Origin of the sequence: Corallococcus praedator (assembly GCF_003612125.1) — a bacterium.
Taxonomy (GTDB): Bacteria; Myxococcota; Myxococcia; order Myxococcales; family Myxococcaceae; genus Corallococcus; species Corallococcus praedator.
Map to the genome: position 1 here is coordinate 1 of NZ_RAWI01000853.1, position 550 is coordinate 550.

The following is a 550-nucleotide window of genomic DNA, read 5'->3' on the forward strand; positions in this document are numbered from 1 at the left end:
ATCAGGATCTGCTCGACAGCGTCGATCGTCACGAATGGTGGAAGTTCGCGGTCGCCGACGACAAGGTCCAGTCGGACCTCGAAGCGGTCAAGGTGCAGTACGATGATGCCGCCAAGGTCATCACCGACAAGTTCATCGACCGCCGTGAGAAGCTGGAACGTGGCGACGAGCTGCCGCCGGGCGTGCTCAAGATGGTCAAGGTGTTCGTCGCGGTGAAGCGCAAGCTGCAGCCGGGCGACAAGATGGCCGGCCGCCACGGTAACAAGGGCGTGATCAGCCGCATCCTGCCGATCGAGGACATGCCGTTCCTCGCCGACGGCACGCCGGTCGACTTCTGCCTCAACCCGCTCGGCGTGCCGTCCCGCATGAACGTGGGCCAGATCCTCGAGACCCACATGGGCTGGGCCGCCCGCTCGATGGGCCTCAAGATCGACGAGGCGCTGGCCGCCTACCGCCGCTCCGGGGACCTGACCCCGGTGCGCGAGGCCATGCGCATCGCCTACGGCGACGAGGTCCACGAGAACGGCCTCACCGCCATGGATGACGACCG

At 66.4% G+C, this 550-nt stretch carries 1 pseudogene; it reads left to right on the forward strand.

The features are described from left to right. A pseudogene (locus D7Y13_RS42125) lies at nt 1-550 on the forward strand (DNA-directed RNA polymerase subunit beta); the annotation flags it as partial.